Genomic DNA, 23,086 nt, shown 5'->3' with positions numbered 1-23,086 from the left:
CCGCTGCCGGGGAGGGCCACCCTCCCCCCGGAACGGAGCGCCGCCCGGCGCCCCGCCCCGGCACCTCACCCGCCCGGCGACCCCACCGTCCTCCGGCGACGGGCGGCGCCCCCTTCCGGAACCGACCACCGCACCCGTCACCACCCCGCACCGACTCCTTCTCCGCGCGTATCCCTCCCGACCGACGGCCGTCCGTGCCGCCGCGCCCCGCGCGGCCCCCCACCGCCACCGACGCGCCCGTCCGGGACCTCCCGCACCCGCCGCCCACCCCACCGGGCCCGGCGCGGCACACCCGGGAAACGGCCCCGGCCACCGGACCTTCGAGCTTTGGAGTGCACACATGCCGGCCCCCGGCCACCTCTACCGCGCAGCCAGCGACGTCCCCTACTTCAGCGAGGACGCCGACACCTACCTGGCCCGCACCCCGCTGCGCGACCTCACCAAGACCCGCCCGCTGCGAGTGCTGTCCGAAGCGGACTTCACCCACTGGCAGACCTACGGCCACGTCGTCGTCAAGGAGGCCATCCCCGCCGCGTCGGCTGCCCAACTCCTCGATTTCGCCTGGGAGTTCCAAGGTCTCGACCCCGCAAGACCCGACACCTGGTACCGGGACCGCCCCTACCGCTCCGACATCGACCGCGAACTGCACATCTACGGCTTCGTCGAGGCGTACCACCACCAGCTCATCTGGGACAGCCGGCAGACGCAGCGGGTGTACGACGCGTTCGCCGACGTCTGGGACTGCGAAGAACTCTGGGTGACGCTCGACCGCCTCAACCTCAACCCGCCCAACGTCAAGAACCGCGACCGCGCGCTGATCCCCGCCACCGACCGGGGATTCGACATCAAACTCCACTGGGACATCGACACCTCCCTCGGCGTCCTGCCCCAGCGCGTCCAGGGAATCATCGCCCTCAACGACACCGACGCCGCAACCGGCGGATTCCAGTGCGCCCCGGAACTCTTCCGCGACTTCGACCGCTGGAAAGCGCTCCAGCCACCGGGCCGCGACCCGATCCGGCCGCGCATCGACCCGGCGGAAATCCCCGTCGTCCGCCCCGAATTGCGCGCCGGCGACCTGCTGATCTGGAATGGTGCACTCGCCCACGGCGTCGCCCCGAACACCTCCGCCGACGGCGTCCGCGCCGTGCAGTACCTCTCGATGATGCCCGCCCTCGAATCCCACGAGGAACTGCGCCGCTCCCGTATCGAATCCTGGCGCCATCTGCGGACCCCGGAATGGAATGCGACGCTGCTCGGCGACGTCTTCCGGCACGAATCCCGCCGCTACGGCCGGGCCACGCTCAATCCGCTCGGCGCGAAACTGCTGGGCCTCGAATCCTGGAACGGAAATCCCACCGCACAGTCGACCGGAGACGGGGCATGGACCGCATCTGTCTGACCCTTCCCACCAACCGGGAATGCGCCGCCACCCTCACCGCCCTCGGTGAGGAGGCCGCCTACGCGGCCGAGCACTTCGGCGTCGAGGTCGATCTGCTCATCCTCGACTCCGCCGCCGCCCCGGACCGCGCCCGCCACGCCCGCGCCGCGCACGCCGCCGCCGGGGAGCACATCACCGTCCACCACCTCGACGAAGCCGCCCAACGCGACTTCCTGCGCCGCGCCATCGACCGCGCCGGACTGCCCAAGCCCGAGCTGATGCTCGCGCTGATGCTCCCCGATCGGCTCTCCTACGGCGCCTGCACCAACCGCGCCTTCCTCCTCGCCGCCGCCCTCGGCTGCCGCTCCGTCCACCGCCGCGACTCCGACAGCCGCTACCAGATCCACCGCGGCGAGCCGGTCCACCCCATCCACCACGAACTGCTCGCGCTCGGCAGACCCGCCCGCGACGTGGCCGGCGTCGTCACCGAGAATTCCCTCGACACACGTCACGCCGGCAAATCCGTCGTCATGGCCGGCGCCTCCTTCGTCGGCGAACTCTCCGTCGACATCGGCGACATCCGCGGCACCGACCCCGACATCTACCGGGACATCGTCGGGCTGTGGGCCCCGGAGGACTGGTCCGCGGAAGAGAAAAGGAAATTGGCGGACGTCTCCTTTCTCGGCGCCGGAACCGACCCCTTCACCGGCGATCATTCGACGCTCGCCCTCGTCGACCCGATGCGGGTCGACATGTGCAACATCGGATTCCACCGCATCCAGGAAGACGTTCCGCTGCCCCCGGCCACCGACACCATCGGCAGCGACTATTTCCTCTTCCACCTCGCCCGCAGCGCCACCCTCCCCGGCGTGCTGCACAACCGCCATATCGTCAACTACTACACCGGCGAACGCCGCACCGACGCCGGATTCCTGGCATACCAGATGCGGTTCGTGAAATTCCTGCTCTCCATGCGCTATCTCCACCACGTCTACGACCGGATGGCCGACGCCGGGCCCGCGCTGCTCGACACGGACGACCGGGTACGCGCCGCCGACATCGCCGGCTTCGCCCGGGAGAGCGCCCGCCTCGACCCCGCGGAGAACGAACGACGGCTCACCGTCCTCGACCGCGCCTACCGAAGCCTCGGCGGCCGGTACGCGGCCTTCGCCGACCACCTCGCCCCCCGCCGCGCCCGCCTGCTCGACGAAGCCCGCCGCGACATCGAGGACTTCGCCCTGCTCACCGAGGCCTGGCACGACCTCGTCACGGCGAGCGCGGCGACCGAGGTGCCCTCCGCTGCCCGCCGCCCGGACCGAGGACGCCGATGAACGGCCCCGGCACCCGGCTGCGTACCGCCCTCGCCGCCGCCGACGACGACCGCCTCCTCCTCGACCTCACCGGCATCGAGGAGAGCCACGACGCGCTGCTGCGCGAACTCCCCGGCGTTCACGTCCGGTTCGCCATGAAGGCGTGCCCCGCCGGCGAGGTGCTGACCCGCCTCGCCGCGCGGGGCGCGGGCGTCGACGCGGCGAGCCCCCGCGAGATCGCGCAGGCGCTGGCCGCCGGGGTGCCGCCCGCCCGCATCCACTACGGCAACACCGTCAAATCCGACCGGGACATCGCCCACGCCCACCGGCTGGGCATCACCGACTTCGCCACCGACAACGCCGAGGACGTCGCCGCCCTCGCCGCGCACGCCCCCGGCGCGCGCGTCTTCTGCCGCCTCGCCACCGACGGCGACGGCGCCCTGTGGGGCCTGGCCGGCAAGAACGGCTGCTCCGCCGAGGACGCCGTCCGCGTCCTGGAAACCGCCCGCGCCGCCGGACTGACCCCCGCCGGACTCTCCGTCCACGTCGGCTCGCAGCAGATGACCGCCGGCGCCTGGCGCACCGCACTCGACCGCCTCGCCGCCGTCCTCGCCGCCCTGCGACGGCGCGGCATCGCCCTCGACCACCTCAACCTCGGCGGCGGACTGCCCGCCCTCGGCTACCGCGACCGGCACGGGCGCGACCTCGACCCACCGCTCGACAAGATCTTCGCCGTCCTCCGCGAGGGCATGCGGCAACTGGCCGACGAGTCCCCACACCCGCTGGACTTCCGCATCGAACCGGGCCGCCACCTCGTCGCCGACCACGGCGCCATCCGCGCCCACGTCAGCCGCCTCGCCACCCGCCGCGCCCCCGACGGCACGCCCCGCCACTGGCTCTACCTCAGCTGCGGCAAGTTCAACGGCCTCTACGAGATGGACGCCGTCCAGTACCGCCTGGTCTTCCCCACCCGGCCGGGCAGCCCTGCCGTGCCCGCCGTCGTCGCCGGTCCCACCTGCGACAGCGACGACGCCTTCTCGCCCGGCCACCTCGTGCCCGTCCCCGCCGACGCCGCCTCCGGCGATCCCGTCTGGATCCTCTCCAGCGGCGCCTACGCCCTCAGTTACATGACCCGCGAGTTCAACGGCTTCGCCCCGCTCCCGTACAGCTGCGTCGGCGACGACGGCGCCACCGCATCCGAAAGGCATCCGGCAGATGAATCCTGACGTGCGGATACGGCAGCTCGCCGACGGCGACTGGGACGCCCTGACCACGCTGGAGGCGGCCACCTACACCCCCCTCGGCCTCTCCGAGGACCGCGCCGCACTCCGCTCCCGCGCCGACGCCTCCCCGGCCACCTGCTTCGTCGCCGAACGCGGCGGCCACCTCGCCGGCTATCTGCTGGCCCTGCCCTACCCCTCCCGTGCCCACCCGCGGCTCACCCGCGCCGAACACCGCCGCTTCGCCTCCCGCAACCTCCACCTCCACGACCTCGTCATCGCCCCGCCGCAGCGCCGCCGCGGCCTGGCCGGGCTGCTGCTGCACCGCCTCACGGCCACCGCCACCACGCACGGCTACGAACAGATCTCGCTGATCGCCGTCGGCGGCAGCCACCCCTTCTGGGCCGCCCGCGGCTTCACCCCCGACCACCGGGCGCCCGCCCCCGGCCCCGACTACGGGCCGGACGCCCTCTGCATGGTCCGCCCCCTGCCCGCGCGCGCCGGAGTGCGGCGCCCGGTACGCCACCGCCCCGCCGCGCCCCACGAAGTGAGCTGATCGCGTGTTCCGACTCGACGACCCGTTCCGCCGCGCGCTGTGCGCCATCGCCGCGCTCTTTTGCTGCCTCGGCTTCCAGTACGCCACCTGGACCGCGCGGCTGCCGCAGCTCAAGCACGACCTCGGGCTGAACACTGCCGAGGTCGGGCTGCTGCTGATGGCCGCCGGAGTGGGCGCCGCGGTGTCGTTCCCGCTGGTCGCGGTGTTGATGCGGCGCCTGGGCTCGCGCCGCCTGGCACCGCTGGCGGCGCTCGGCCTGGCGGCGGCGCTCCTGGCGCTTGCCGCCGCGCCGAACTACCCGGCGGCGCTGGCCGTGATGTGCGTGGACGGTGTCCTGGTGGGCGCCTTGAACGTCGCGATGAATGCCCAGGGCGCCGCGCTGGAGGCCGCCCACGGGCGCACCGCCATGGCCCGCCTGCACGCCGTCTTCAGCGGCGGCTCCCTCGTCGCGGCGCTGCTGGCCTCCGCCACCCACACACTCACCCCGTCCGTGGCCGCGCACTTCACCGTCGCCGCGGTGCTGCTGCTCGCACTGGTCGCCTTCGCGGCACCGCGGCTGCTGCGCGAGGAGGCGGCGCCCGCGGCGGCGAAGGAGAAGAAGGAACGGACGCGCCGCCTGCGCCTGCCGACGGCGATGGTGCTGTGGATGTGCTGCGCGATGGTGTTCGGCACCATCACCGAGGGCGCCATGAACGACTGGTCGGCGCTCTACATGACGGACGTGACGCACGCCTCCGCCGAGATCGCCCCGCTCGGCATCGCCGTCGTCTCCGGAATGATGGTGGTGGCGCGGCTCTTCGCCGACGGCTGGCGCAGCCGCTTCGGCGACGGCCGGGTGGTCCGGGTCGGCGCCACCGTCGCGGGCGCCGGGCTCGCCCTCGCGCTGCTGAGCGGCGGCGTCGCCCCGGCGCTGCTCGGCTTCGCCTGCGTCGGCCTGGGCGTCGCCGCGGTCACCCCGTGCGTCTACGTCGCCGCGGCCCGGGAGGGCTCCGACGCCCTCACGCTCGTCGCCGCCATGGGCACCACCGGGCTGCTCGCCGGACCGCCGCTCATCGGCTTCCTGGCGGGCGCCGCCGGGCTGGTCTGGGGAATGTCCGCCGTCGCCGCCTCGGCGCTGGTGGTCGCGGTGTGCGCCACCCGCATCCGCTGGCAGCGCCCCGCGTGAGCGGACGCGTCGCCGGGCGGCCCGCCCGGCGACGCATCGGGCTCAGGACCGCGCGTCCTCGGCTTCCTTCTTCGCCCGCTCCGCGGCCTGCTTCTCCTTGATGCGCACCGCTTCCTTGCGCACCTCGGCCTGGGTGGCGCGCTCGCGCACCAGCCACTCGGGCTGCTCCTGCTTGAGCGCCTCGATCTGCTCGGTGGTCAGCGGCTCGGTGACGCCGCCCCGGGCCAGGCCCGCGATGGAGACGCCGAGCTTGGCCGCCACCACCGGACGCGGGTGCGGGCCGTTGCGGCGCAGGTCCGCCAGCCACTGCGGCGGCTCGGCCTGGAGCGCGTTCAGCTCCGCGCGGGTCACGACGCCCTCCTGGAATGCGGCGGGCGTGGCCTGGAGGTACACGCCCAGCTTCTTGGCCGCCGTCGCGGGCTTCATGGTCTGGGTGGTCTGCTGGGACTTCATGAGGTCAAGGGTATCGAGCGCGGGGACGGCCGCCGACCACGACCGGATACCCTTGCGGCGTGACAGGCTCGGAAGTATCCCCGTCGTTCCGCCTCGTGTACGTCCCCGGCGTGATCCCCGGTAAATGGGTGCGGATCTGGCAGGAACGGCTGCCGGACGTCCCCCTCACCCTCGTACCGGTCCCCGCCGCCGACGCCCACGCGACGCTGCGCGCCCGCGAGGCCGAGGCGGGCTTCGTCCGGCTGCCCGTCGACGACGACCTGCACGCCATCCCGCTCTACACCGAGACGACCGTCGTCGTGGTCCCCAAGGACCATCTGCTCACCGCGGCCGACGAGGTCACCACGGCCGATCTGGCCGAGGAGACCGTGCTGCACCCCCTCGACGACACCCTCGGCTGGCGGACGCCGCCCGGCGAGGCGGCCTTCACCCGTCCCGAGACCACCGCGGACGCGATCGAACTGGTCGCCGCCGGTATCGGGGTGCTCGCCGTCCCGCAGTCGCTGGCCCGCCTCCACCACCGCCGCGACCTCACCTACCGGCCGCTCACCGACGCCCCGGTCTCCCGCGTCGGACTGTCCTGGCCCAAGGCGGACCCGGCCGAGCTGGTCGAGGACCTCATCGGCATCGTCCGCGGCCGCACCGTCAACAGCACCCGCGGCCGCCCCGCCGCCCGCGCCGCCGAGGACCGTACGTCCACCGGCCGCCGCAAGGACAGCGGCAAGGGCCAGGACGGCGCCGCGAAGAAGACCGGCGCCCAAGGCCGGGGCCGGGGCGCGGCCAAGGGCCGCCCCGCCCGCTCCGGCGGCGCCAAGAACACCCGCCGCGGCGCGCCCCGCCGCCGGCCGTAGCCGTACGGAAAAGGGGCGGGCCCACCGGGTCCGCCCCTTTTTCCCGCGCGTCTCAGTCCCGCAGGCCGCCCGGCTGCGGCTCCGTACCGTCGTCCACCGGTACGCCCAGGGGACGGGCGAGACCCACCACGCCTTCGTCGACGCGCTGGAGATGGCGCAGCACGCGGGAGGCGACCGAACCGGTCGGCGGGGTGCGGCTGCCCTCCTCCTTCAAGATCGCGGCGATGCTGGCGCCGGCGCCGACCTTCGCCCCGGTCGGCTCGTCGCGCACGTGCGCCGCGACCACCTCGATGTTGCGGGCGATCCGCTGCCCGGCGCGGCCCAGCCGCGGGTCGGCGGCGACGTTGCGGCTGTCCGGCACCAGCTCCGCGGTGGCCGCCAGCGACCGGGCGTGGAACGCGGAGGTCTCCAGCAGCGCCACCAGATAGCGCGCGGTACGGCGCCGCCCGCGCAGCGGGGTGATCGGATGCGTCAGCGGCTTGGTGGACGCCCGCAGATCGTCCAGCGCGGTGTCCAGGTCCCGCGCCCGGCCCAGCAGGTCCGTGGCGGGGCCGCCGCAGAGCTGTTCCACCGCCGCCGACACCACGTCGCCGAGCCGGTCCAGGACGGTGCCCAGCAGTTCGTCGGTGCGGCTGTCGGTGTGCACCGGCAGCACCACCATCGCGGCGATGATCCCGCAGACCGCCCCCAGCGCCGTCTCCTCGATACGCAGCACCAGGACGTCGAGGCTGTAGGTGTGCAGCAGGGTGTAGAGCATCCCCAGCATCGCCGTGACGAAGAACGACATCAGCGCGTACGACAGCGGAGCGGTGAAGAACATCGCGAAGATGAAGAGCAGCACCAGCGCGAACGCGACCCAGGTGTGGCCGCCCACCAGACCGGCCAGCGCCACACCGGCGATCACCCCGAGGACCGTGCCGACCACCCGGCGGTAGCCCTTCACCAGGATCTCGCCGGTGGAGGCGGTGTTGAGGAAGACCACCCAGCAGGTGAGCACCGCCCAGTACCAGCGCTGGGTGGAGAGCAGCTCACCGCCGACCATCGCCAGGACCGAGCCGACCGCCACCTGGCACGCGGCACGGGTCGTCGGCCGCTGCAGCCCCGTGCGGTCCTCCGCCGGCTCCTCCTCGGCGCCGGCGAGCGCCACGTCCTCCGCGTCGAACTCCTCACGCGAGCGGGTCGTCGCCGGGGAGTCGTTGGATTCGTCCTGCGGCCCGTCGAGCGCCAGCCGCAGACCCAGCACGGCGCGGGCGACCTCACCGAGTCCGCGGAAGACGTCCTGGACGGCGGTCGAGGCGCGCGGCAGCTTCTCCTCGTCGCGGTAGCCCAGCAGACGGTTGCGGACATGGGCGACGGCGGTGCCGCGGTCCGCGGAAGCGGGGTGGGAGACGAGGTGGTGCAGGGCGTTGAGGTCGCGGCGGAGGGTGGCGGTGACCTTGTCGTCCGCGGCGATGAGGTTAGGCCCGGACGTCGCCACCGTCGCATCCGGCAGATGCAGCGTCAGCGTGTTGGCGCGCTCCGCGCTGCGGGCGTTGAGCAGCAGCACGCCCAGCCGCTCGGTGGCGATCTCGGCGTCGGCGATACGCCGCTCCAGCAGCGCCGCGGTCGCGGTGTCCCGGGTGCCCTCCTCCAGCCGGTCCTGGATCATCAAGGCGGCCTCGTGCAGCCGGGCGGTGCGCTCGCGCAGATCGGCGACGACACCGTCCAACTCCTCGGGTTCGGCGTCCAGCAGCTCGATCTGGCTGGCCACCAGCTGCGCCAGCCGCGCCCGGAACGCGTCCCGCAGCCGCCGCAGGATGCGCTGCGGCGTCTCCGGTACGACGGCGAACCGGATGACGGCGCTGCACGCGAAGGCGAGCACCAGCGTCAGGCAGAGCATCGCCAGCCCGTCCACGGACGCGCCGACGAAGAGCGAGACGAAGTAGATCTGGAAGCCGATGAGCCCCAGCGCGGTGCCGCGGTCGCCGAAGCGGCGGCAGTAGACCGCACCGAAGATCAACAGGATGAAGAAGGCGTCACCCGTGACGATGCGGGAGTTGAGCAGGGTGCTGAGGGACACCGCCGCCAGCGCCACGGGCAGGCCGAGCGCCAGCGTCACCGCCTGATCGCGGACCTGCTTCTCCTTGATGGCGAAGGTGGCGACCATCGCCGTCATCGCCCCCGCGACGGTGTGCGTCATGTCGGTGCCGAGCGCCGTCAGCACCGCGAGGGTCAGGGCGATGGCCGCGACCGTGCGCAGCCCCGCCATCAGCCGCAGCAATCCGGGATCGGATGCCGCGAATCGGTCCCAGACGCCACTCGCGCCCCGCCGTATACCTGCGCTCACTCTGACGAACTCTCCCCACCTCTGCCCTGACCTGCGAATGCCTCAGCATGGCACGGGGCTCTTCCGCCGCACAGAGCCGGTGGCTCCCTCGCCCCGGCGGGGCGGTCTCCGGCCCGGGACGCCGCCCGGCCGACGGCGGGTCAGACGCGCACGACGCGCACGCCCGCCCCCTCCAGCGCCTCGGTCTCCTCCCGCGGGGCGCGGTCGTCGGTGACGACGGTGTGCAGCGCGCCCGCGGGGGCGACGGCCGCGAGGGCGGTGCGGGAGAGCTTCGGCGCCGGGGCGACGGCGATGACCCGGCGGGCGGCGGCGAGCGCCGCGCGTTTGACGGCCGCGTCGTCCAGGTCGTAGGCGGTCAGTCCGTCGGCGGCGGTCAGCCCGCAGCAGCCGAGGACGGCGGTGTCGAAGCGGACGGCGGCCAGCGAGGCGAGGGTGAGCGGGCCGGTCAGCGACAGTTCGCCGGGGCGCGGCCGGCCGCCGGGCAGCAGCAGCGTCAGCTGCGGCGCGGCGGTGAGCGCGTTCGCGGCGTGCAGGGAGAGCGGCATCACCGTCAGCCGCCGCGCCTGGAGCGCGCGGGCCACCTCCAGACAGGTCGTCCCGGCGTCGAGGACCACGGACTCGCCGTCGGCCAGCAGCCCGGCGACCTCGGCGGCGATCCGGCGCTTGGCCTCCTGCCCCTCCCGGGCGCGCAGTGCGAAGGGCGGCTCCTCGCCGCGCAGCAGCAGGCTGCGGGCGCCGCCGCGGTAGCGCTCCAGGACGCCGTCGGCGGCGAGGAGTTCCAGGTCGCGGCGGATCGTCATGTCGGACGCGCCGGTGAGCGCGGCGAGTTCGGCGACGCCGAGCCGCCCCGCCTCGCGCAGCGCGTCGATGATCCGCTGATGCCGTTCGGTGTTTCCCACACCGGCAATTGAACAGTGAGGATGTGCGGAAGGCAATCTTACGAACGCTGTTCTTGTGCGGTACGTTCCCGGCATGGACGACCGACCGCGCCCCGCCGACGACCGGCCGCGCCCCGCCGCAGCGCCGCCGCGCGCCGCCCGCCTCGCCACCTTCGCCTTCTTCGCCCTGAACGGATTCCTGATGGGGATGTGGATCGTCCACCTCCCCGTGGTCGAACACCGCACCGGCGTCGACCACGCCACTCTCGGCCGTCTGCTGCTGCTCCTGGGGGCGGGCGCCTTCGCCGGGATGCGGCTCGTCGGCCCGCTCGCCGACCGGTTCGGCGCCCGCCGCACCGTCCCCGCCGGGGCGGCGCTCTGCGCGGCGGCGCTGGTGCTGCCCGCTCTGGCCACCGACGGCTGGACGCTGGGCGCGGCGCTCGTCGTCCTCGGGTTCGGCAACGGCGCGCTGGACGTCGGGATGAACGTCCACGCCGTCCAGGTCGAGCGCGCCTACCGGCGGCCCGTCATGTCCGCATTCCACGCCACCTTCTCCCTCGGCGGCGTCCTCGCGGCGCTGGCCGGCACCGCCGTGCTCGACCGGGGCCGGCCCCCGGCCGTCACGCTCGCCGCCGCCGCGCTCCTGGGCCTGGCCGTCACGGCCTGCGCGGCACCCGCGCTGCTCGGCAAGGAGCCGCAGCCGGCGGCGGACCGGGACGCACCCGGACACGGGCCCGCCAGCGCACCGTCCGCCACCGGCCCGGAGCCCGCTCCCCGCCGCCGGCGGACGTCCGGCCGGGTCCGCGCCCTGGCCGGGCTCGCGCTGCTGCTGATGCTCTGCGAGGGCGTCGCCAACGACTGGAGCGTGCTGCATCTGCGGGACGTCCTCGGCGCCCCCGCCGCGACCGCCGCCCTCGCGTACGGCTGCTTCGCCACGGCGATGACCGCGGGCCGCCTGCTGACCGACCGGGTGGCGGCCCGATGCGGTCCGGTCGCCGTCCTGCGGTACGGCGCCGCGGTGGCGGCCGCCGGGCTGACGGCGGCGGCGCTCTCCCCGTGGGTGGCGCCGGCGCTGGCCGGCTGGGCGGTGTTCGGCATCGGGCTGTCCGGCTGCGTACCGCAGCTGTTCAGCGCCGCCGGACACGCCGACCGCGCTGCGGCCGGGGCCAACGTCTCCCGCGTCGCCGGCCTCGGCTACCTCGGCATGCTCGCCGGGCCCGCCGTCATCGGCCCGCTCACCCGCGTCCTGCCGCTGAACCTCACCTTCCTCCTGCCGGTGGCGTTCTGCGCCGTCGCGGTCTGCGCCGCCGGGGTGCTGCGGCCGCCGTCCGCCGCGTCCGCCCGGGAGGAGCGCGCCACCCGGACGCCGGCCGGCGACGCGGCGCGCTGACGGGCGAGCGGCATCCGGACGGCGGGGCGCGCGCGGGGCGGCCGCGGCGCGCGGAAGCGGGCCATGGCGGGTCGTCTCACCGGCCGAACCCCGCCTGGACCACCGGGAGTTGACTGTGTTACCCCTGGTGACGACCGGCGGGCGTACGGTGTCCACGTCGCCCGTGCGGGGCGGCGCGGGCCCGTGCACCATGCCGCGCCCGCCGTCCCGGGCGCAGCCCGCCGTGCACGGCCCCACCGGCCGTCCCCGCTCGCCCGATCCGAGGAGCTGCCCGATGCCCCAGTCCATCGCCGCCGTCCTGCGCGCCACCGGTGCGCCGCTCTCCGTTGAAACCATCGACGTGGCACCGCCCCGGGCGGACGAGGTGCGGGTGAGGATCGCCGCCTCCGGCATCTGCCACACCGACATCGGGGTGATGGCCACCGCCGAGGAGGGGCAGCTGCCGTACGTCCTCGGGCACGAGGGCGCGGGCGTGGTCGAGGAGGTCGGCCGGGACGTCACGGGCGTGGCGGTCGGGGATCGCGTCGTCCTCAGCTACGCCCACTGCGGGGAGTGCGCCCGCTGCGACGCCGGGCTGTACGTCCACTGCCGCAGCCTGTTGGCGCTGAACTTCAGCGGCGCCCGCGCCGACGGCTCCACCGCCTACAGCTCCCAGGGCACCCCGCTCCAGGGCCACTTCTTCGGGCAGTCGTCCTTCTCCGGCCAGATCGTCACCTCGCCGCGCAACCTCGTCCGCGTCGACGACGACCTGCCGCCGGAGCTGCTGGCCCCGCTGGGCTGCGGGGTGCAGACGGGCGCGGGCGCGGTCCTCAACAGCCTCGATCCGGCGCCCGGCAGCTCCCTCGCGGTGTTCGGCGCCGGCTCCGTCGGCCTCTCGGCGGTGATGGCCGCGAAGGTCGCCGGCTGCGCCGTGATCATCGCCGTGGAGCCCCGCGCCGAGCGGCGCGCCCTCGCCCTGGAGCTGGGCGCCACCCACGCCCTCGACCCCGCCGCAGGCGACGCCGCCGCCGAGATCGTGCGGCTCACCGACGGGGGAGCGAACCACTCCCTGGAATGCGTCGGCCTGCCCGGCACGCTGCGCCAGGCGCTGGAATGCCTGGCCTCGCCCGGCGTCTGCGCCACCGTCGGATTCCAGGGGGTGGACAATGAACTCACCATCAATCAGGGGCACTTGTTGTTCGGCCGTTCCCTGGTGGGCGTCATCGAGGGAGATGCGGATCCGCAGGAATTCATTCCGCGGATGATCGCGCTCCACCGCGAAGGCCGCTTTCCCTTCGACCGGCTGATCAGCACGTTCCCCGTCGAGAAGATCAACGAGGCGATCGACGCGGCCCATCACGGCGCGGTCGTCAAGCCCGTCGTCACCTTTCCCGAATGACCGGCGTCGGGGGCTCGCCCGGTCCCCGGTCCGGGAATTCCGCCGCTCCTGTGTGCGCCCCGGAATTCACGGATGGTAAAGAATGCGTCAGGACATGCATCCATACAGTTGCCTCGCATGTCCTGTGAGTGAGCGGTCCTCCCATGTGGCCGCACTGCAAGGGTATTTGGAGTACAAAACCTTGAAAATTGGTATCAATGGTATGCGACGGTCCGGTGCGGCAGTCGTGACCGCCGGTGCCGTCCTGTCGGCCGGTGTGTTCGCCGCACCGGCGCAGGCGGCCGCCCCCAAGGCGCCGTCGATCGTCGCCAAGGGCGGCTTCGTGATGAACAACGCCACGGGCAAGGCGCTCTACACCAAGGCCGCCGACACCCGTCGCTCCACCGGTTCCACCACCAAGATCATGACCGCCCGGGTGGTGCTGGGGCAGAAGGGCCTGAACCTCAACTCCAAGGTCACGATCCAGAAGGCGTACAGCGACTACATCGTCCGCAACAGCGCCTCCTCGGCTCGTCTGATCGTCGGCGACAAGGTCACCGTCCGCCAGCTGCTGTACGGCCTGCTGCTGCCGTCCGGCTGCGACGCGGCGTTCGCCCTCGCCGACAAGTTCGGCAGCGGCTCCACCCGGGCCGCCCGGGTGAAGTCGTTCATCGCCAAGATGAACGCCACGGCCAAGAGTCTGGGCATGAAGAACACGCACTTCGACTCGTTCGACGGCATAAGCAACGGGTCGAACTACTCGACCCCGCGCGACCTGTCTAAGCTCGCCGGCAACGCGCTGAAGTACTCCACGTTCCGTACGGTCGTGAAGACCAAGGCGACGAAGCAGACGGTCACCACCAAGAGCGGCGGCTACCGCTACATGTCGTGGCAGAACACCAACAACCTGCTGAGCACCTACTCCGGCGCCATCGGCGTCAAGACCGGCTCGGGTCCGCAGGCCAAGTACTGCCTCGTCTTCGCCGCCACCCGCGGGGGCAAGACCGTCGTCGGCACCGTCCTGACGTCCTCGTCGGTCGCCAACCGCACGGCGGACGCCAAGAAGCTGATGGACTACGGCTTCAAGAAGTAGCGGACGCCGTCCGGGGGTCCTGACCGGACGGAAGCGAGGGCCCGCCCGTGACCACGCGTCACGGGCGGGCCCTTCGCGTGCGGCCGGCGATTGTTAACGCACGTGCGTTAGCGGAGTGTTAGCCGATCTTTAGAACGCACCGGCAGACTCACGCTGCAGGGCAGACGCGCGGGGCCGCCGGTTCACCGGAGAGCACCACCCGCCCCGCCCGCCTCCCGCGAACCACCCACGAAACAACAGGAGTTGATGTACATGCGTGGTCTGCGTATCGCGGCTTTCGCCTCGGCCGCCGTCGCCGTGGCCGCCGTCACGGGTGCGGGTGTCGCCTCGGCGGCCCCGGCCGGCGCGACCGCCACCGCCGCCTGCGCCCCGGGCACCCTGAAGGTGTCCCAGGCGCCCCTGCCCGAGGGTTCCGGTGGGATGAACCACGCGGGTCTCTACCTGGTGGCCAAGAACACCGGCAAGACGGCCTGCACCCTCAAGGGCTACCCGGGCCTCGCCCTGGAGGGCAAGGGCCACACCGGCCTCAAGACCGTCGTGCAGCACGGCAACACCTGGTACGCCAAGAACCCGGGCGTGCACGCGATCACCCTCCAACCGGGCAAGGCCGCGTACGCCAACCTCGCCTGGACCCACAGCGGTGCCGACGCCGCGAAGGCCAAGTACCTCCAGGTCTCCCCGACCGGCAGCAACGCCCACGGCGTCATAGCCCTCGACGACCTCGTCGACAACCACAAGCTCGACGTGACCGCCTGGGCGGCCAAGAAGCCGACCCTCTGAGCGTCGCCCCGCCGGCCGGGCCCCGGCTCAACGCCCCTGGAGTGACGTGGCGTTGTCGGCGAAGGTCCAGCCCTTGGAGCCGTCCCAGTTGACCGACCAGGTCATCAGGCCCTTGAGGCCGTTGTTGTAGTGCTGCCAGGCCTGGGACACCTGACCGGGCGCCATGTAGCCACCACCGGCGCCCGGTTGGGCCGGCAGCCCCGGGACCTGCTTGTCGTAGGGCACCTTGACCGTCGTACCCTGCACCGTCAGGCCCTTGTCCAGGCAGTCGGTCTGCGCGGTGAACCCCTCGACGGTGCCCGCCTCGTACGAGTCGCCGGAGCAGCCGTACATGCTGCCGTTGTAGTACTGCATGTTCAGCCACCACAGCCGGCCGTTGTCCGCGTACTTCTTCACGATCGGCAGGTACGCGCCCCAGATCGAGCCATAGGTGACGCTGCCGCCGGTGACATAGGCGGTCTCCGGGGCCATGGTCAGGCCGAAGCCGTCGGGCATCTTGGCGAGGATGCCGTCGATGATGCGGATCAGATTGGCCTGCGAGGGCGAGAGCTTGTTGATGTCGCCGCTGCCCGACAGGCCCGTCTCGATGTCGATGTCGATGCCGTCGAAGTGGTACTTCTGCAGGATCGGCACGATCGTCGCGACGAACTTGTCGGCGACCGCCTGCGAGCTGAGGTCGATGCCCGCGGTCGCCCCGCCGATCGACATCAGCACCGTCATGCCGTCGGCCTTCGCCTGGCACATCTCCTCCGGCGTCGGCACCTTCACCGTCGCGTCCATCCCGTCCTCCCACTGCGCGGTGCCGTCCGAAAGGACCACGGGGAAGGCGGCGTTGAGGACGTTGTAGCCGTGTGCGGCGATCCGGGAGTCGGTGATCGGGATCCAGCCGAGCGGCGGGTGCACGCCGTTGGCCGCGCCGTCCCAGTTCTCCCAGTAGCCCTGGAGGACCTTCCCGGCGGGCTTGGGCCGCACCCCGCAGTCGGCGGCGGTCCGCGGCGCGGAGGCGGCGGGCTTGCCGGAAGGCGCGGCGGGGGCGGCGGCGACCAGCAGCGGGGCGGCGACGGCCAGCGCCAGGCCGGCCCCCAGAAGACGTGATGTGCGACGACCGGACATGGCGGCTCCTCGTCCGTGCGAGCGACGGCTCGCGGTGGGCGGACCGCGGTGCGGTCCGGGCGGCATGTGCGGCTGCGCAGCGGCCAACAAACTAAGTTGGTCCAGACCTCTCGTCAAGAGGTCTGGACCAAAGCGGATCAGGGTGCGCGCTCAGGTGCCGGACGTGGCTCCCAGCACCTCCCCGAGGTCGTACCGCACCGGCTCCGCCAGCTGCGCATACGTGCAGCTCTCCGGCGCGCGGTCCGGGCGCCAGCGGCGGAACTGCGCGGTGTGCCGGAAGCGGTCGCCCTGCATGTGGTCGTAGGCCACTTCCAGCACCCGTTCGGGGCGCAGCGGCAGCCACGACAGGTCCTTGGTGCCGGTCCAGCGGCTCGGGCCGCCCGGCAGCCGGCCGGACGCCTGCGCCTCCTCGCTGGTCCACGCCTCCCACGGGTGCCCGGCCACCGACTCCATCAGCAGCGGCGTCAGCTCCGTCATCAGCTCCTGGCGCCGCCGCATCGGGAACGACGCGCACACCCCGACGTGCTGCAGCCGCCCGGCACCGTCGTACAGGCCCAGCAGCAGCGAGCCGACCACCGGCCCGCTCTTGTGGTGCCGCACCCCGGCCACCACGCAGTCGGCCGTCCGCTCGTGCTTGACCTTGGTCATCACACGCTCGCCGGGCCGGTACGGCGACTGCGGCGGCTTGGCGACGATGCCGTCGAGCCCGGCGCCCTCGAACCGCTCGAACCACTCCCGCGCCAGCTCCGTGTCCGTCGTCGCGGGCGCCGTGAAGACCGGCGCGTCCGCCTCCCGCAACGCCGCGACCAGCGCGGTGCGCCGCGCCTGCTGCGGCTCGGGCATCAGCGAGGCGTCGCCGAGCGCCAGCACGTCGAACGCGACGAAGCTCGCCGGCGTCACCTCGGCGAGGTGCCGCACCCGGGAGTCCGCCGGATGGATCCGCTCCAGCAGCGCGTCGAAGTCCAGCCGCCCCTCGCGCGCGATGACGATCTCCCCGTCCAGCACGCACCGGCGCGGCACCTGCGCCCGCAGCGCCTCGACGACCTCCGGGAAGTAGCGGGTCAGCGGCTTGCCGGAGCGGCTGCCCAGCTCGATCTCGTCGCCGTCGCGGAAGACGATCGCCCGGAAGCCGTCCCACTTCGCCTCGTACAGCAGGCCCGGCGGGATGGTCGCGGCGGTCTTGGCGAGCATCGGTTTCACGGGCGGCATCACCGGAAGGTCCATGCACCGGATTCTCCGGCGAAGGACCGCCGGCCGCCCGCCGGGCGCCCCCGCCACGACGCCCTTAGCGTGGCCCCATGGCAGACGCACTGGAGCTGACGGCGGGCGGACGGACGGTCCGGGTGACCCACCCGGACAAGGTCTTCTTCCCCGAGCGCGGCTTCACCAAGGGCGACGTCGCCCGCTACTACCTCGCCGTCGGCGACGGCATCCTGCGCGCCCTGCGCGACCGGCCGACCACCCTGCAACGCCACCCGGACGGCGTGACCGGCGAGTCCTTCTTCCAAAAACGCGCGCCCAAGAACCTCCCGGACTGGATCCCCACCGGCCGCATCGCCTTCCCCAGCGGCCGGCATGCCGACGAGATCTGCCCCACCGAGCCCGCCGCCGTCCTGTGGGCCGCCAACCTCGGCTGCCTCACCTTCCACCCCTGGCCGGTGCGGCGCGCCGACACCGAGCACCCCGACGAACTCCGCATCGACCTCGACCCGCAGCCCGGCACCGACTACGCCGACGCGGTGCGCGCCGCCCTCGAACTCCGCGACGTCCTCGCCGGACTGGGACTGACCGGCTGGCCCAAGACCTCCGGCGGCCGCGGCATCCACGTCTTCGTGCCGATCGTCCCCGAGTGGGACTTCCCGCGCGTACGGCGTGCGGCCATCGCCGTCGCCCGGGAGCTGGAGCGCCGCGCGCCCGACCGCATCACCACCGCCTGGTGGAAGGAGGAACGCGGCGAGAAGATCTTCGTCGACTACAACCAGACCGCCCGCGACCGCACCATCGCCAGCGCCTACTCCGTGCGCCCCTCCGCCCGCGCCCCGGTCTCCGCGCCGCTGACCTGGGAGGAGGTCCCGGACGCCGTCCCCGAGGACTTCGACCTCGCCACCATGCCGGAGCGGTTCGCCGAACTCGGCGATCTGCACGCCGCCATGGACGACGAGGCGTTCCGGCTGGATGCCGCGCTGGAGCTGGCCGCCCGCGACGAGCGCGACCACGGTCTGGGCGATCTGCCCTACCCGCCCGAGCACCCGAAGGTGAAGGGCGAGCCCAAGCGTGTCCAGCCGAGCCGGGCCCGGAAGTGACGCCCGTCAGTCCGCCACGCGCCGGTAGCTGCTGCCGTCCCGGGTGCGGGACAGCAGACCGCCGGTGACGAGATAGCGGCGCAGCGCCGAGCAGTCGTCGTGCACGGTCAACAGCGCCTCGTTGACCTCGCGTTCGCTGTACGAGCGGCCCGTCTCGAAGAGCGTCACCGCGAGGTGGGTGAGCAACTGCTCGCGGCGCGCGGTCTTCCGGGGAACGGCGGTCAGCCGCCCGCCGGAGAACAGCGCGGAGACGGCGGAGGAACTGTGCGGATCATGGTCGGTCATGCCGGAAGTCTTCCGTCGGCACGGGTCGGCGGCAACCCGTTTCGGCGGACGGGCGACGGGCGACGGCCTGGCCCGAGGCGGAGGCGGAGGCGAGCCGACCGGGCACGTGCTCCCGCCCCGGGCCGGGCCCTCCGGCGTCCCCGGCTTCCCCGGCCCTCCGGCGTCCCGGCAGCGCCCGTCCCTCCGGCGTCCCCGGCGCCCCGCCCGCCCTCAGCGCTCCCGGTCCGCCCCGCCGACGTCCTGGACCAGCGGCAGCATCCGGTGCGGCACCCGCTCGCGCAGCGCCACCTCGGTGCGGGTGCGGACCACGCCCGGCTGGCTGATCAGGCGTTGGATGACGTCCTCCAGATGCGCCGCGTCCCGCGCCACCACCCGGGCCAGCAGATCGCCGCCGCCGGTCGTGGAGAACGCCTCGATGATCTGCGGCACCTCCGCCAGCGCGTCGGCGACCTCCTCCAGATGCCCCTGTTCCACCTCGATGTGGACGAACGCCAGCACCGGATGGTCCAGCGCGGCGGGGGAGAGGCGCGGCGCGTACGCGGTGATCACGCCGTCCCGCTCCAGCCGGTCCAGCCGCGCCTGCACGGTCCCGCGGGCCACGCCCAGCAGCCGGGCGTACTCGCGCACACTGGTCCGCGGCGCCTCCAGCAGCAAGCCCAGAATCTTTGCGTCCAAGGCGTCCACGGCCATGCTTTCGGGCCTTTCCGGCGGTGTGGTCTGTCCCGGGGACTGTAGCAACGGCCGCGCCCGCCGGTCCGCGCTCAGACGCCCAGGCCCCGCGCCCAGGCGCCGGCGGTTGCGACCTCCCCGCGCCGGGCGAGGACGGAGCGCAGCAGGGTGTCGTGCAGGTCCGGGTCGGGGTCGGCGCAGGCGTCGGAGAGGACCGTGACCCGGAGGTCGAGGTCGGTCGCCTGCAGGGCGGTGGACAGCACGACGCCGCCGGTCGCGATCCCGGCCAGGACGAGATGGGTGACGTCCTGCACGGCCAGCAGCTGCCGCAGGTCGTTGCCGGCGAAGGCGCTGACGCGGTTCTTGTGGACGACGATCTCCCCGTCGGCGGGGGCGACGTCCGGGTGGAGCGCCGCATCCGGGTCGCCGGGCGTGAACAGGCCGGACGGCAGGGAGCCGAAGGTCTTGTTGCGCGGGTGGGCGTCGGCGTGGCCGTCGCGCAGCTGGAGCGCCACATGGATGACCGGGATCCCGGCGGCGCGCGCCGCACCGAGGGCGTGCACGGCGCGCGGCAGGTAGCCGTCCGGCGCATGGGCGAGGTTGCGGAGCTGAAGGTCCATCAGCAGCAGGGCGGTGCGGGACACGGGCGTGCCTTTCGGGTGGATGGCGGGCCGTGGCGGCTACGCCGGCGTGGTGCCGGCCGTTGTCGTGGCGCGGCCGAGGGAGCGATCGCAGCAGGTCAGCAGCGCGAAGAGCACTCCGGCGCCGAGCATCAGCCAGGCGAGATGGTGCATGCCGGCGGTGTCCGCGCGCGGTCCGAAGGAGCCGGCGGTCGCCGAGGACGCGACCATCGAGCCCAGATAGGCGAAGGTGCGCAGCAGCCCGGCCGAGGAGGCGGTGCGCCCTGGATCGGCCTGGACGTACACGGAGTTCTGCAGCGCCAGGCTGTTCAGCCCCTGCGGGACGCCGAAGACCAGGGCGACGAGGAGCAGCAGCCACAGCGGGCTCGTCCCGCCGAGCGTCAGCATCACCGCACAGGCCACGATCTGCCCGACCGCGCCGACCAGCAGCTTCCCCCGTACGCCCGGGCGCCGCCCGGAGAACAGCGAGACGCCGATCGCCAGCAGGAACATCGGGATCTGCACCAGCCCGGCGTGGAACGGCGTGAGCCCGTAGCCCTCCTCGGTCCACTGGGTGAAGCCGTAGAGGAACGCGTAGGAGACGACGTAGGCGACGAGGGCGCGTCCGTAGGTGGCCAGGAGCGGGGTGTTGCCGCCGAGGACCCGCAGGTCGATGAAGGGGGTGGCGGCCCGCAGCTCCCGGACGGTGAACGCGGCGGCGGCCACGGCGGTGATCACCGGCAGGTACCAGAACCGCGGGTGCAGATCCATCAGGAAGAGCAGCAGCGAGACGAGCGTCGCCGCGAACAGGCCCATGCCGGGCAGGTCGAGCCGGGCGACGAGGTCACCGCGGCGCGCCGGGGTGCTCGCCGGGGCCGGTTTCGGCAGCCGCCACAGGCCCAGCAGGACGGCGGCGACGGCTAGCGGCACGTTCAGCGCGAAGGTGGCGCGCCAGCCGCCCGCAGCGATCAGCAGACCGCCCAGCAGCGGACCGATCACCGCGACGGTCTGATTGGCCACCGCCAGCGCGGTCAGCACCCCGCCGGGACTGTCCCGCCCGGTCCGCTCGGCCTCGCTGCGCACCAGCGCCATCGCGGCCGGGTACCCGGCGCAGGTGCCGAGCCCGAGCAGGACCCGCGCGGCGATCAGCACGCCCAGGTCCGGCGCGAGGGTGCCGACGACGCCGGCGACGCCGACGAGGGAGGTGCTGAGGAGGAAGAGCCGGCGCGGCCCGAAGAGGTCGATGAGCCGCCCCACCACCGGCTGCCCCAGCGCGGTGGCCAGGTACAGGGCCGAGACCAGCCATGCGGTCTGTGCGGCCGGTGCGCCCAGGGCCCGGCCGATGGGGACCAGCGCGACGGAGATGATCGTGGAGTTGACCGGGTTGAGGACCGAGCCGAGCAGCATCGGCGGCAGCAGCCGCCGGTCGAACCCGGGCCGCTCCGCCGTCCGCTCCCCGGCCGCCCGTATCTCAGTCAAGGGTCAGCCGCTCCAGGACGGCCATGGCGGCGATCACCGCCTGCCGCTCCTCCTCCGTGCACCGCTCCTGGAGCCGCCCGGCGAGCCACTCCGTCCGCGCCTGCCGCCCCTCGGCCACCCGGCGGCGGCCCTCCGTGGTCAGCGTGAGCAGCAGCCGCCGCCCGTCGTCCGGGTCCGGGCTGCGCTCCAGCAGCCCGCGGGCGGCGAGCGAGGTGACCGTCGCCGTCATCGACTGGTGCCGCACACCTTCGGCGGCGGCCAGTTCGCTGGCCGTGACGCCGCCCTTGTCGGACAGCCGGGCCAGGGTGGACGCCTGCCCCAGGGTGAGGTCTTCGACCTCGGAGGCCTTCAGGATGCGGCGCCGCAGCCGGCTGATGGCCGCGCGGACCTCGCGCGACGCCTCGACCGCGGACGGCGACGGACTCGGGTGCTCGCTCATGCCGCCACGGTAATCTCTACAGCCTCAGCTGTACAGTTTTAGCTGTATGTATGGCCAGGGGGATCCGCGGGCTCCGTGGCCGTCCGGCGGGCCGCCCCGCGCCGCCGGGCTCACCCGGCCCCGAGGCGCACCCGCAGGTCGGCCGGGCCGCGGCTGAAGACCCCGGCCTCCTGCGGCGGGGCGCCGTCCGCGAAGTCCAGCTCCCCGAAGGCGTCGAGGAGTTGATTGATCCCGGTCTCCACCTCCGCCTTCGCCAGCAGCGCCCCCACGCAGAAGTGCCGCCCGAGCGCGAACGCCACATGGTCGGCGGCGGCGGTGAACGCCGTGGTGGTCTGCAGGTCGCCGCGCGAGACATCGAAGACATCGGGGTCGGCGTAGCGCCGCTCGTCGCGGTGGGCGCTGCCGATCAGCAGGGTGGCGGTCGCCCCCGCCGGGATCGTGCCGCCCCCGACCGTGACGTCCGCCGACGGCTGCCGCATGATCATCTGGACCGGCGGGGAGTACCGCAGCGTCTCGGTCAACGCCGCCGGCACCAGGCTCCGGTCGGCGCGCACCGCCGCCAGCTGCCCGGGGTGGGCCAGCAGATTGCGGATGACCAGGGCGATCGCCTTGTCCGTCGTCTCACCGCCCGCCGACAGCAGCAGACTGACGAACGCGGTGATGTCCCGGTCGCTCATCCGCGTCCCCTCGACCTCCGCCGCACACAGCTCCGACAGCAGATCGTCACCCGGCGACGTACGCCGCCGCCGGATGATCGGCCGCAGATGGTCCGCGAGCCCGTCGCGGGCCGCGATTCCCGCGGCGGCGACCTCCGGGTCCTGCGTGAGATTGGCGAGGAAGCCGACGACCGCGACGTACCAGCCGTGGAAGAGGTCGTGGTCGGCGCGGTCCAGCCCCAGCATGTCGACGATGACGTTCACCGGCAGCCGGGTGGCGAACTGCGCCACCAGATCCGCCTCACCGGCATCCCGGAACGCGTCGATGAGCTCGCGGCTGTTCCGCTCGATCACCGGCTGGAACCGCTCCCGCAGCGCTCGCCCCCGGAAGGACGGCGCCACCAGGGCCCGGCGCACGGCGTGTTCGGAGCCGCTCATCTGCGGCAGGGTCCGCCCGCCGTGCACCGGCTCCAGCTGCCAGCCGTAGTTGTCGCTGGTGAACACCGGATCCTTGAACGCCCGCGCCACGTCCTCGTACCGGGAGAGGAGATAGCTGTCCGTACCCGGGTGGTGGTGGAGCGGATGGTGGTCGCGCAGGACGCGGTAGGCCGGGTAGGGGTCGGCCGCGAACTCCGGAGAGAGGATGTCGGGCGGCGGCGGAACGGTCGTCACGGGCTCAACCTCGGTTTCCCTGAACGGAATTGATGCTTCCTCGCGGGAAGTTAAGGCACCGCATCCCGCCCGTCCAGAGGTCCGCCCGCC

The 23,086-nt window shown here is 73.3% G+C and carries 22 protein-coding genes; 11 read left to right on the top strand and 11 right to left on the bottom strand.

The window, feature by feature from the left end:
• Window positions 1-340 precede the first annotated feature (340 nt).
• The 5 genes from ABT345_RS08610 to ABT345_RS08590 are packed head-to-tail and all read left to right on the top strand — an operon-like array spanning window position 341 to window position 5,632.
• On the top strand, window positions 341-1,402 hold the full coding sequence (locus ABT345_RS08610; protein ID WP_345087501.1) for a phytanoyl-CoA dioxygenase family protein: 1,062 nt from the start codon (window positions 341-343) through the stop codon (window positions 1,400-1,402).
• On the top strand, window positions 1,384-2,712 hold the full coding sequence (locus tag ABT345_RS08605; protein ID WP_345087499.1) for a DUF6271 family protein: 1,329 nt from the start codon (window positions 1,384-1,386) through the stop codon (window positions 2,710-2,712). Before ABT345_RS08610 ends, ABT345_RS08605 begins: the two co-directional genes overlap by 19 nt.
• Entirely contained in the window at window positions 2,709-3,917 is a 1,209-nt protein-coding gene (locus ABT345_RS08600) for a type III PLP-dependent enzyme (protein WP_345087497.1), read from the top strand. The genes ABT345_RS08605 and ABT345_RS08600 overlap by 4 nt, the downstream gene beginning before the upstream one ends.
• A complete protein-coding gene (locus ABT345_RS08595) occupies window positions 3,907-4,467 on the top strand; it encodes a GNAT family N-acetyltransferase (protein ID WP_345087495.1) in 561 nt (186 codons plus the stop codon). Before ABT345_RS08600 ends, ABT345_RS08595 begins: the two co-directional genes overlap by 11 nt.
• Before the next feature lie 4 nt (window positions 4,468-4,471).
• The gene (locus tag ABT345_RS08590) at window positions 4,472-5,632 is read left to right on the top strand and encodes an MFS transporter (RefSeq protein ID WP_345087493.1); all 1,161 of its coding nucleotides are present in this window, start codon (window positions 4,472-4,474) and stop codon (window positions 5,630-5,632) included.
• Between the two features lie 42 nt (window positions 5,633-5,674).
• Here ABT345_RS08590 and ABT345_RS08585 read toward each other — a convergent pair whose 3' ends face one another.
• Window positions 5,675-6,085 (bottom strand): DUF5997 family protein, encoded by a 411-nt coding sequence (locus ABT345_RS08585; protein WP_345087491.1) that lies wholly within the window; start codon window positions 6,083-6,085, stop codon window positions 5,675-5,677.
• A gap of 59 nt (window positions 6,086-6,144) precedes the next feature.
• Between ABT345_RS08585 and ABT345_RS08580 the strand changes: the two genes are divergently transcribed.
• Window positions 6,145-6,936, top strand: a complete 792-nt coding sequence (locus ABT345_RS08580; RefSeq protein WP_345087489.1) for a LysR family substrate-binding domain-containing protein — start codon at window positions 6,145-6,147, stop codon at window positions 6,934-6,936.
• 52 nt (window positions 6,937-6,988) lie between these two features.
• Here the strand turns inward: ABT345_RS08580 and ABT345_RS08575 are convergent, their stop codons facing one another.
• Complete coding sequence (locus ABT345_RS08575; RefSeq protein WP_345088147.1) at window positions 6,989-9,184, bottom strand: FUSC family protein; 2,196 nt, start codon at window positions 9,182-9,184, stop codon at window positions 6,989-6,991.
• Between the two features lie 218 nt (window positions 9,185-9,402).
• The gene (locus ABT345_RS08570) at window positions 9,403-10,161 is read right to left on the bottom strand and encodes a DeoR/GlpR family DNA-binding transcription regulator (protein ID WP_345087487.1); all 759 of its coding nucleotides are present in this window, start codon (window positions 10,159-10,161) and stop codon (window positions 9,403-9,405) included.
• Between the two features lie 73 nt (window positions 10,162-10,234).
• Between ABT345_RS08570 and ABT345_RS08565 the strand changes: the two genes are divergently transcribed.
• The 4 genes from ABT345_RS08565 (at window position 10,235) to ABT345_RS08550 (ending at window position 14,760) form a co-directional block, all read left to right on the top strand.
• Window positions 10,235-11,530, top strand: coding sequence for an MFS transporter (locus tag ABT345_RS08565; RefSeq protein WP_345087485.1), 1,296 nt, complete (start codon window positions 10,235-10,237; stop codon window positions 11,528-11,530).
• A gap of 274 nt (window positions 11,531-11,804) precedes the next feature.
• Window positions 11,805-12,908, top strand: coding sequence for an NAD(P)-dependent alcohol dehydrogenase (locus ABT345_RS08560; protein WP_345087483.1), 1,104 nt, complete (start codon window positions 11,805-11,807; stop codon window positions 12,906-12,908).
• A gap of 202 nt (window positions 12,909-13,110) precedes the next feature.
• Window positions 13,111-13,980, top strand: coding sequence for a D-alanyl-D-alanine carboxypeptidase family protein (locus ABT345_RS08555; protein WP_386458820.1), 870 nt, complete (start codon window positions 13,111-13,113; stop codon window positions 13,978-13,980).
• 252 nt (window positions 13,981-14,232) lie between these two features.
• Window positions 14,233-14,760, top strand: coding sequence for a DUF4232 domain-containing protein (locus ABT345_RS08550; RefSeq protein WP_345087479.1), 528 nt, complete (start codon window positions 14,233-14,235; stop codon window positions 14,758-14,760).
• A gap of 27 nt (window positions 14,761-14,787) precedes the next feature.
• Here ABT345_RS08550 and ABT345_RS08545 read toward each other — a convergent pair whose 3' ends face one another.
• Window positions 14,788-15,873 (bottom strand): chitinase, encoded by a 1,086-nt coding sequence (locus tag ABT345_RS08545; RefSeq protein WP_345087477.1) that lies wholly within the window; start codon window positions 15,871-15,873, stop codon window positions 14,788-14,790.
• A 150-nt stretch (window positions 15,874-16,023) separates the two neighbouring features.
• Window positions 16,024-17,097: an ATP-dependent DNA ligase gene (locus ABT345_RS08540; RefSeq protein WP_345087474.1), complete on the bottom strand. Its 1,074-nt coding sequence runs from the start codon at window positions 17,095-17,097 to the stop codon at window positions 16,024-16,026.
• Window positions 17,098-17,171: 74 nt separating this feature from the next.
• Between ABT345_RS08540 and ligD the strand changes: the two genes are divergently transcribed.
• Window positions 17,172-18,176, top strand: a complete 1,005-nt coding sequence (ligD, locus tag ABT345_RS08535; protein ID WP_345087472.1) for a non-homologous end-joining DNA ligase — start codon at window positions 17,172-17,174, stop codon at window positions 18,174-18,176.
• 6 nt (window positions 18,177-18,182) lie between these two features.
• Here the strand turns inward: ligD and ABT345_RS08530 are convergent, their stop codons facing one another.
• From ABT345_RS08530 to ABT345_RS08505, 6 genes are all read right to left on the bottom strand, one after another.
• On the bottom strand, window positions 18,183-18,461 hold the full coding sequence (locus ABT345_RS08530; RefSeq protein ID WP_345087470.1) for a DUF2087 domain-containing protein: 279 nt from the start codon (window positions 18,459-18,461) through the stop codon (window positions 18,183-18,185).
• Between the two features lie 210 nt (window positions 18,462-18,671).
• Complete coding sequence (locus ABT345_RS08525; RefSeq protein WP_345087468.1) at window positions 18,672-19,151, bottom strand: Lrp/AsnC family transcriptional regulator; 480 nt, start codon at window positions 19,149-19,151, stop codon at window positions 18,672-18,674.
• 71 nt (window positions 19,152-19,222) lie between these two features.
• Window positions 19,223-19,774 carry a cysteine hydrolase family protein gene (locus tag ABT345_RS08520; protein WP_345087466.1) on the bottom strand — a complete coding sequence of 184 codons (552 nt, stop codon included), beginning with the start codon at window positions 19,772-19,774 and terminating at the stop codon, window positions 19,223-19,225.
• Between the two features lie 36 nt (window positions 19,775-19,810).
• The gene (locus ABT345_RS08515; protein ID WP_345088145.1) at window positions 19,811-21,157 is read right to left on the bottom strand and encodes an MFS transporter; all 1,347 of its coding nucleotides are present in this window, start codon (window positions 21,155-21,157) and stop codon (window positions 19,811-19,813) included.
• Window positions 21,158-21,221: 64 nt separating this feature from the next.
• Window positions 21,222-21,668 carry a MarR family winged helix-turn-helix transcriptional regulator gene (locus tag ABT345_RS08510; RefSeq protein ID WP_345087465.1) on the bottom strand — a complete coding sequence of 149 codons (447 nt, stop codon included), beginning with the start codon at window positions 21,666-21,668 and terminating at the stop codon, window positions 21,222-21,224.
• Between the two features lie 110 nt (window positions 21,669-21,778).
• Window positions 21,779-22,996: a cytochrome P450 gene (locus ABT345_RS08505; RefSeq protein ID WP_345087463.1), complete on the bottom strand. Its 1,218-nt coding sequence runs from the start codon at window positions 22,994-22,996 to the stop codon at window positions 21,779-21,781.
• Window positions 22,997-23,086 lie beyond the last annotated feature (90 nt).

The organism is Streptomyces sp. NPDC000404, from assembly GCF_040300365.1.
GTDB classification, from domain to species: Bacteria; Actinomycetota; Actinomycetes; order Streptomycetales; family Streptomycetaceae; genus Streptomyces; species Streptomyces ramulosus.
This window is presented reverse-complemented; position numbering and strand designations above follow the sequence as displayed.